Here is a 6620-nt window from a genome sequence, read left to right as displayed (position 1 = left end):
GACCCCGGAGCGCAGCGTAGGGGCCGGATGAACGGAGCGGAACGGTTTTGCCTACTTTTCCCAAGAGAAAAGTAGGCCGCCGTAAAGGCGGAAAGGTGACTAAATGTCGATATCTTCTACGAATGTGCTTACAAAAATCAAAACGCTCACCAGAGTCCAAGCCCGACCCCTACCCAAACCAATGCTGCCAAGCCAACCGCACAGTCAACGCCAACACCACGGCAATAAACACCGGCCGAATAAACTTGCTCCCCCCGCTGATCGCCGTACGCGCCCCAAAGAACGCCCCGACCATCACCGACACCCCCATGCACAGCCCAACGATGTAATCCACCTGCCCGGAAATGATGAACACCGTAAGCGCCGCGATATTGCTGACAAAGTTCATGCTGCGCGCCACGCCACTGGCGCGAACCAGGTCGATCGGGTAGAGCAGCAATGTGCTAACGGTCCAGAAGGCACCGGTGCCCGGCCCGGCGACGCCGTCATAGAAGCCCAGGGTAAAACCTTGCGGGAACTGCCACTTCTTCCTGATCGGCGCCTCGGCGTCCAGAGGCGCCTTGGGCGTGCCGCCGAACAGCAGGTAGACGCCACAGGCGAAGACGATCACCGGCAACATCTTGTTCAGCCATTCGGCGGGCATGTAGTGGGCCACCACCGCGCCGATCAGCGCGCCCACCAAGGTGCCGACGATCGCCAGGCGCCACTGCGCCGGATGGAACAGCTTGCGCCGATAATAGGTGATGCTGGCGGTGGCGGCGCCGAAGGTCGAGCTGAGCTTGTTGGTGCCCAGCACCAGGTGCGGCGGCATGCCGGCGGTGAGCAGCGCGGGAGTGGTCAGCAGGCCACCGCCGCCGGCAATGGCGTCGATGAAGCCAGCGACGAAGGCGACCAGGGCGAGGATCAGCAGGGTGAGCGGTTCTACGGTGAGTTCGAAGGGCATGGAGTTTGGCTGGCGAGGGGGTGGGTGCGGCAAAAGGCCGCGCTAGAGGGGGCACATGGTAATCCCGGACGGTAGGGGTTGCCAGTGCCGGCCTCATCGCGGGGCAAGCCCGCTCCCACGCCAGTTCGGGATCGTTGCGTGGGAGCGGGCTTGCCCCGCGATGGATGTCACAGGAACCAGCGATATTCCCGCGCACTGACCTCCTGCAGGAACGCCAGATGGTCCTGGCGCTTGTTCTCGCAATAGACCATCACGAATTCCGCACCCAACCCTTCGTTGACGGCCGGATGCCCGCGCATCGCCGCCACCGCGCCGAGCATGTCCTTGGGAAAGTCGATCCCGCTGCCACGATCCTCGTTCAGCGGTGCAATCGGCTCCTGCGCGGTGTCCAGCCCATGCTCCATCCCACAGAGGATCGCCGCCAGCACCAGGTACGGATTGGCATCCGCCCCGGCCAGCCGGTGCTCGATCCGCAGGTTGCGCGGATCCGACTCGGGAATGCGGATGCACGCGTCGCGGTCCTCGAAGCCCCAGCTTGCGCGGCTGGCGGCGTTGACCATGGCGCCGTAGCGACGAAACGCGTTGTGGTTGGCGGCGAACACCGGCATGCAGTGCGGCAGCAGCGCCAGGCAGCCGGCCACAGCGTGGCGCAGTGGGCGCTGGGCGTCGGCGGCGAGCAGGTTGTTGCCGGCCGGGTCGTAGAGGCTGACATGCACATGCATGCCGCTGCCCGGCGCGTGCAGGTAGGGTTTGCTCATGAACGAGGCACGCAGCCCATGCTTGAGCGCCACGCCACGGGTGCTGCGGCAGAACAGCGCCGCCCAGTCGGCGGCGCGCAGGCCGTCGTCGCAGTGGCCGAAATTGATCTCGAACTGGCCAGGGCCCAGCTCGGCGGTGATGACATTGGCGTCCACTCCCTGGGCGTTGGCGGTCTCGACCATTTCGCGCAGCACATCGGAAAAGCGTGACAGGCGCTCGATATGCATGTTCGGCTGGTCGTCGGCATCGCCACTGGCCGGGTCGCGGGGGAACTGCGGCAGGCCGTCTTTCAGCGCCCGGTCGAACAGGTAGAACTCCAGTTCGAACGCCACCACCGGGCGGATGCCCCGGCGCTCCAGGCGTTGCAGGACACGGGCCAGCACCTCGCGGGGCTCGAATTCGATAGGCGCCGCGGTGCCGTCCGAGGTGATCAACATCTGCCCCAGCGGCTCACGCTCCCAGCTCACCGGTTTCAGCGTGCCGGGTACCAGGCGGCGCGGGGCGTCCGGGTCGCCGTCGTTGAAGCAGTAGTCGCCGATGGGGAACAGCCCGCCCTGCACGCCGAGCAGCACGCAGTTCTGCGGCAGCTTGAGCGGGCTGCCGGCGGCTACCTTTTCCAGCATGTCGATGGGATAGCGCTTGCCGTAGAAGTGCCCAGGGATGTCCAGGCTGAGCAGGTCGACGTAGCGCACCTGCGGGTGTTGGACGCGGAAGGCGCGTACTTCGCTGAGCAGATCGGGGAAGCCTGTTGTACTTGTCATTGGCATGCTCTCAACGGAAGACCCAGAGAACCCGGGTCGTTCGGGCGGTCAGGTTGGCGTAACGGAACTGGCTGTGGGGCGGCAGCTGGAAGCTGTCGTTGGGGTACAGGGTGATCGCATCCTCCTGGCCTTCGAGCCACAGGGTCAGCTCGCCCTCGAGAACGAAACCGCCCTGTTCCGAGCTGTCATCCAGATGCCCTTCGCCACTGCTGGCGCCGGGCGCCAGGTGGCTTTCGAGCATGGCGAAGCGGCCGGTGAGGGTCGGTGAGACCAGCACGTCGGTGACCCCGGCGGCGTAGTACAGGGTGCGCCGCTCACCGGGACGGGTGACCCAGTCGATCGCCCGGGGCGGCACGGCCTGGTAGAAGTAGGTGGTGGGGACCTGCAGCGCCTCGCTGATGGCGGTGAGGTCGGCCACCGTGGGGCGTGACAGGCCGCGCTCGACCTGCGAGAGAAAACCCAGCGAGCGCTTGACCCGACCGGCCAGCTCGTCCAGGGTCAGCCCGCGGTGCTTGCGCAGGTCGCGTACCAGCCGCGCCAGGCTCTGGTTGTCGTCGATCGGTTCAGACATGGTCGCGCATCCTGTACCAGGCCTTGGCGGCCGCTTCCAGCGGCGCGGCCAGCAGGTCGCCGCCGGGGAAGCGGCCATTTTCGATGCCCTGATAAAGCGCGAGCAGGTCGTCGTCACCCAGAATCGCGTCACTGACGGCGCGTGCGCCGGCCAGGGTCGGCAGCACGCCGTGGCCGGAGAATCCTTGCAGCCAGTAGCGTTGGCCCTGACGGCCGATATCCGGGGTGCGCTGGATGCTGCAGTCGATGTGGCCGCCCCAGGCATGTTCGATGGCCACCCCGCGCAGCTGTGGGAACACCCGCTCCAGATAGGGCCGGGTGGCGCTGGCGACGTCCTTGGGGATGCCGCCCAGGTAGGTGCAGCCGCCGCCGAACAGCAGGCGGTGGTCGGGCGTCAGGCGGAAGTAGTCGGGAACGAACTGGTTGTCGATCACGCAGCTGTTGCGCGGCAGCAGCGAGGCGGCGAACTCGGCATCCAGGGGGGCCGTGGCCACCTGGTAGGAGCCCACCGGCAGTAGCCGGCGCGAGAGCGTGCGGTCGAGGCGGTCGATATAGGCATTGCAGGCCAGCACCAGTACGCGACTGCGCACTTCGCCCTGTTCGGTGCGGGCGACGAAGCCGTTGGCGTGTTCGTGGTAGTCGAGCACCTGGCTCTGCTCGTAGATCCGCCCGCCGTTCGCCTCGATCACGCTAGCCAGGCCCTGGGCCAGCTTCAGCGGGTTGAGGTGGGCGCCATTGGGGTCGTACAGCGCGGCCTGGTAACGGGGGCTGTCGATCCACTCGGGCAGTTCGTCGCGGCCGATCAGGCGCAGGCAGTCGTAGCCGAACTTCTCCTGTGCTTCGCGTCGGGCCGCCTCCAGCAGTTTTACCCGGCGCGGCAGCACGGCGGTCCACAGGCTGCCCAGGTGATAGTCGACATCGAAGCCATGACGCTGGGGCAGTTCGCGCAGCTCGCGGGCGGCCCAGCACATGCTGTCCCACAGGCGTCGGCTGCGCTCCAGGCCCAGGGCTCGCTCAAGTGGGGGCATGTCGCACGACCAGCCCAGCAGTGCCTGGCCACCGTTGCGGCCCGAGGCGGCCCAGGCCACCCGGCTGGCTTCCAGCAGGGTCACGCGCTGGCCGGCCAGTGTCAGGCGCAGGGCCGTGTGCAGGCCGCTGAAACCGGCACCGACGATCAGGATGTCGGTGTCATGGGCGCCCTGCAGGGTGGGGCGCAGGGGGATGGTGGCGGGGTAGGTGCGGGCGTAGTAGCTGGCGACGTGCTGGGCGGATTGCTTGAACATGCCGGGGCCTCGTGAAATTTTTTATGATTATTTTCATGAAAAAATAGCAGAGGATTTTCATTGCGCCAGTAGATGGCGCCATCGCGAGGCAAGCCCGCTCCCACGCGCCGAATACAAACAGGCGTGGGAGCGGGCTTGCCCCGCGATTGGAACGCGCTAGGTCGCTGCCTTGCGCCGCGGCTGCCGAGGCTTGCCGGCTACTGTCTTGCCCTTGGCAGCACCCTTGCGCTTCTTCTTCCACGGCGCCGCCGCCTTGCCCGCTGCCGGCCCGCTGATGGTCAGGCGCAGGCCGCTGCAGCGTTGCACCAGCTTGCCCATCCAGGCCGACTGGCGGGTGACGAACTCGTCCAGGCTCATCTCGCCGCTCTGCACCATGTCCAGCGCCTGTTCCCAGATCGCCGTGGTGCCAGGGTCGGCGATGGCCCGAGGCACGGCGTCGATCAGGCTGAAGGCGGCGGGCGTGGCCGACAGGGCCTTGCCGTTCTTGACCAGATAGCCACGGTCGAGCAGGCCCTGGATGATGCTGGCGCGGGTGGCCTCGGTGCCGATGCCGGTGGTTTCCTTGAGCTTCTGTTTAAGTCGAGGGTCGTCGACCAGTTTGGCGACGTTCTTCATTGCCTTGATCAGGTCGCCTTCGGTGAAGGGCTTGGGTGGCTGGGTCCACAGGTCTTTCAGCTGCAGGTCCCGCACTGCGCAGTCCTGGCCTTCGCGCAGCGCTGGCAGCACTTGGGCCGGTGGCGCCTCGCGGCCCTTGGCCGGGGTCAGTGCCTCGGGCAGCGCCCGGCGCCAGCCCGGCTCGACGATCTGCTTGCCCACCGCCCGCAGCGCATGGCCGGCGCAATCGAACTCGGCCTGGGTGCGGTCGTACTCGTGGTTGGGCAGGAACTGCGCCAGGTAGCGGGCGCGGATCAGGGTATACACCGCCTTGTACTTGGGCGGCAGGCGCGCCGGGTCGCTGGCGGCGGCGGTGGGGATGATACCGTGGTGGGCGCTGACCTTCTGGTCGTTCCACGCCCGCGAGCGGCGACCTGGATCCAGGTGCGCCCGCAGCGGCGCGAGGCTGTTGTCGGCCCGTTGCAGGGCGGCGAGGATACCGGCAGCCTCGCCGTGCTGGCTGAGGGGCAGGTAGCCGCTGTCGCTGCGTGGGTAGGTGATGAGCTTGTGGGTTTCGTACAGGGCCTGGGCGATATCCAGGGTCTCCTGGGCGCCGAGGCCGAGCTTCTTCGAGCACACTTCCTGCAGGGTGCCGAGGTCGAAGGGCAGGGGAGCCGCCTCGCGTACTCGTTCGGTGGCGATCTTGCGCACCCGGGCGCTGGCGGCCGCCTGCATGTCGGCGGCGGCCTGCTGGGCCAGGTCCTGCTTCAGGCAGCGGCCCTGGTCGTCGCAGGCGTCTTCCGGCGCACGCCACTGGGCGTTGAACACGCTGCCGGCGCTTTCCAGCTGCACCTCGATGGCCCAGAAGGGCACCGGCACGAAGTCGGCGATGCTGCGGTCGCGGTCCACCACCAGGCGCAGCGTCGGTGTCTGCACCCGTCCCACCGGCAGCACGCCCTGGTAGCCGGACTGGCGGCCGAGCAGGGTGAACAGGCGGCTCATGTTCATGCCGATCAGCCAGTCGGCGCGTGAGCGGCCAAGGGCCGAATGGTACAGGCTGAAGGTCTCCTGGCCCGGCAGCAGGCGGCCGAGTGCCTTGCGGATCGAGGCGTCGTCCAGTGCCGACAGCCACAGGCGCTGGATCGGTCCCCGGTAGCGGCAATGCTCGACCAGCTCCCGGGCGATCATCTCGCCCTCGCGGTCGGCGTCGGTGGCGATCACCAGCTCGCGGGCCTCGCCGAGCAGACGCTTGACTGCCTTGTACTGGCTGGCGGTTTTGGGCTTGACCGTCATCTTCCACTTCTCCGGGATGATCGGCAGGTCCTCGAGGGCCCAGCGCTTGTAGCGCTCGTCGTAGCTGTCCGGCGGGGCGGTCTCGAGCAGGTGGCCGATGCACCAGGTCACGCAGACATCGGTTCCTTGCCAGCAGCCGTCGCCACGACGCTGGGCGCCGAGGACCTTGGCGATGTCTTTTGCCTGGGAGGGTTTTTCGCAGAGGAAGAGGCGCATGGCCGAAACGCTTGATCGCGGAAGATGGGCACTAGGATGCGCAAGCCAGGGCGTGCAGGCAAGCTTTATCTGTATGCATGTACAGGTTTTTCGCCCGCATGTTTGGCAGGGTAGCCACCCCTTGGGGTTGGACGAGTCGGCAAATGCGTGCCAGCTTTGCCTTTCGCCCGCCAGTCGTGTCACTGGACGATGTCGCTGGGG

General features: G+C 67.0%; 5 protein-coding genes. All 5 read right to left on the bottom strand.

Features of this window, described 5'->3' with window-relative positions:
• Positions 1–169 precede the first annotated feature (169 nt).
• The 5 genes from NMG10_RS08950 to NMG10_RS08930 all read right to left on the bottom strand — a co-directional run bounded on the left by NMG10_RS08950 (position 170) and on the right by NMG10_RS08930 (position 6419).
• Complete coding sequence (locus NMG10_RS08950) at positions 170–943, bottom strand: TSUP family transporter (RefSeq protein WP_203652198.1); 774 nt, start codon at positions 941–943, stop codon at positions 170–172.
• Positions 944–1110: 167 nt separating this feature from the next.
• Positions 1111–2463, bottom strand: coding sequence for a glutamine synthetase family protein (locus NMG10_RS08945; RefSeq protein ID WP_254464203.1), 1353 nt, complete (start codon positions 2461–2463; stop codon positions 1111–1113).
• A gap of 10 nt (positions 2464–2473) precedes the next feature.
• On the bottom strand, positions 2474–3034 hold the full coding sequence (locus tag NMG10_RS08940) for a helix-turn-helix domain-containing protein (protein WP_254464202.1): 561 nt from the start codon (positions 3032–3034) through the stop codon (positions 2474–2476).
• Positions 3027–4316: an FAD-binding oxidoreductase gene (locus NMG10_RS08935; RefSeq protein WP_254464201.1), complete on the bottom strand. Its 1290-nt coding sequence runs from the start codon at positions 4314–4316 to the stop codon at positions 3027–3029. The genes NMG10_RS08940 and NMG10_RS08935 overlap by 8 nt, the downstream gene beginning before the upstream one ends.
• Positions 4317–4472: 156 nt before the next feature.
• The gene (locus NMG10_RS08930) at positions 4473–6419 is read right to left on the bottom strand and encodes a DNA topoisomerase III (protein WP_254464200.1); all 1947 of its coding nucleotides are present in this window, start codon (positions 6417–6419) and stop codon (positions 4473–4475) included.
• Positions 6420–6620 lie beyond the last annotated feature (201 nt).

Origin of the sequence: Pseudomonas sp. DVZ6 (genome assembly GCF_024259445.1) — a bacterium.
Taxonomy (GTDB): domain Bacteria; phylum Pseudomonadota; class Gammaproteobacteria; order Pseudomonadales; family Pseudomonadaceae; genus Aquipseudomonas; species Aquipseudomonas peradeniyensis.
This window is presented reverse-complemented; position numbering and strand designations above follow the sequence as displayed.

Coding starts and splice junctions, on each gene's coding strand:
- NMG10_RS08935 (WP_254464201.1), bottom strand. CDS start 4,316: ATGTTCAAGCAATCCGCCCAGCACGTCGCCAGCTACTACGCCCGCACC.
- NMG10_RS08945 (WP_254464203.1), bottom strand. CDS start 2,463: ATGACAAGTACAACAGGCTTCCCCGATCTGCTCAGCGAAGTACGCGCC.
- NMG10_RS08950 (WP_203652198.1), bottom strand. CDS start 943: ATGCCCTTCGAACTCACCGTAGAACCGCTCACCCTGCTGATCCTCGCC.
- NMG10_RS08930 (WP_254464200.1), bottom strand. CDS start 6,419: ATGCGCCTCTTCCTCTGCGAAAAACCCTCCCAGGCAAAAGACATCGCC.
- NMG10_RS08940 (WP_254464202.1), bottom strand. CDS start 3,034: ATGTCTGAACCGATCGACGACAACCAGAGCCTGGCGCGGCTGGTACGC.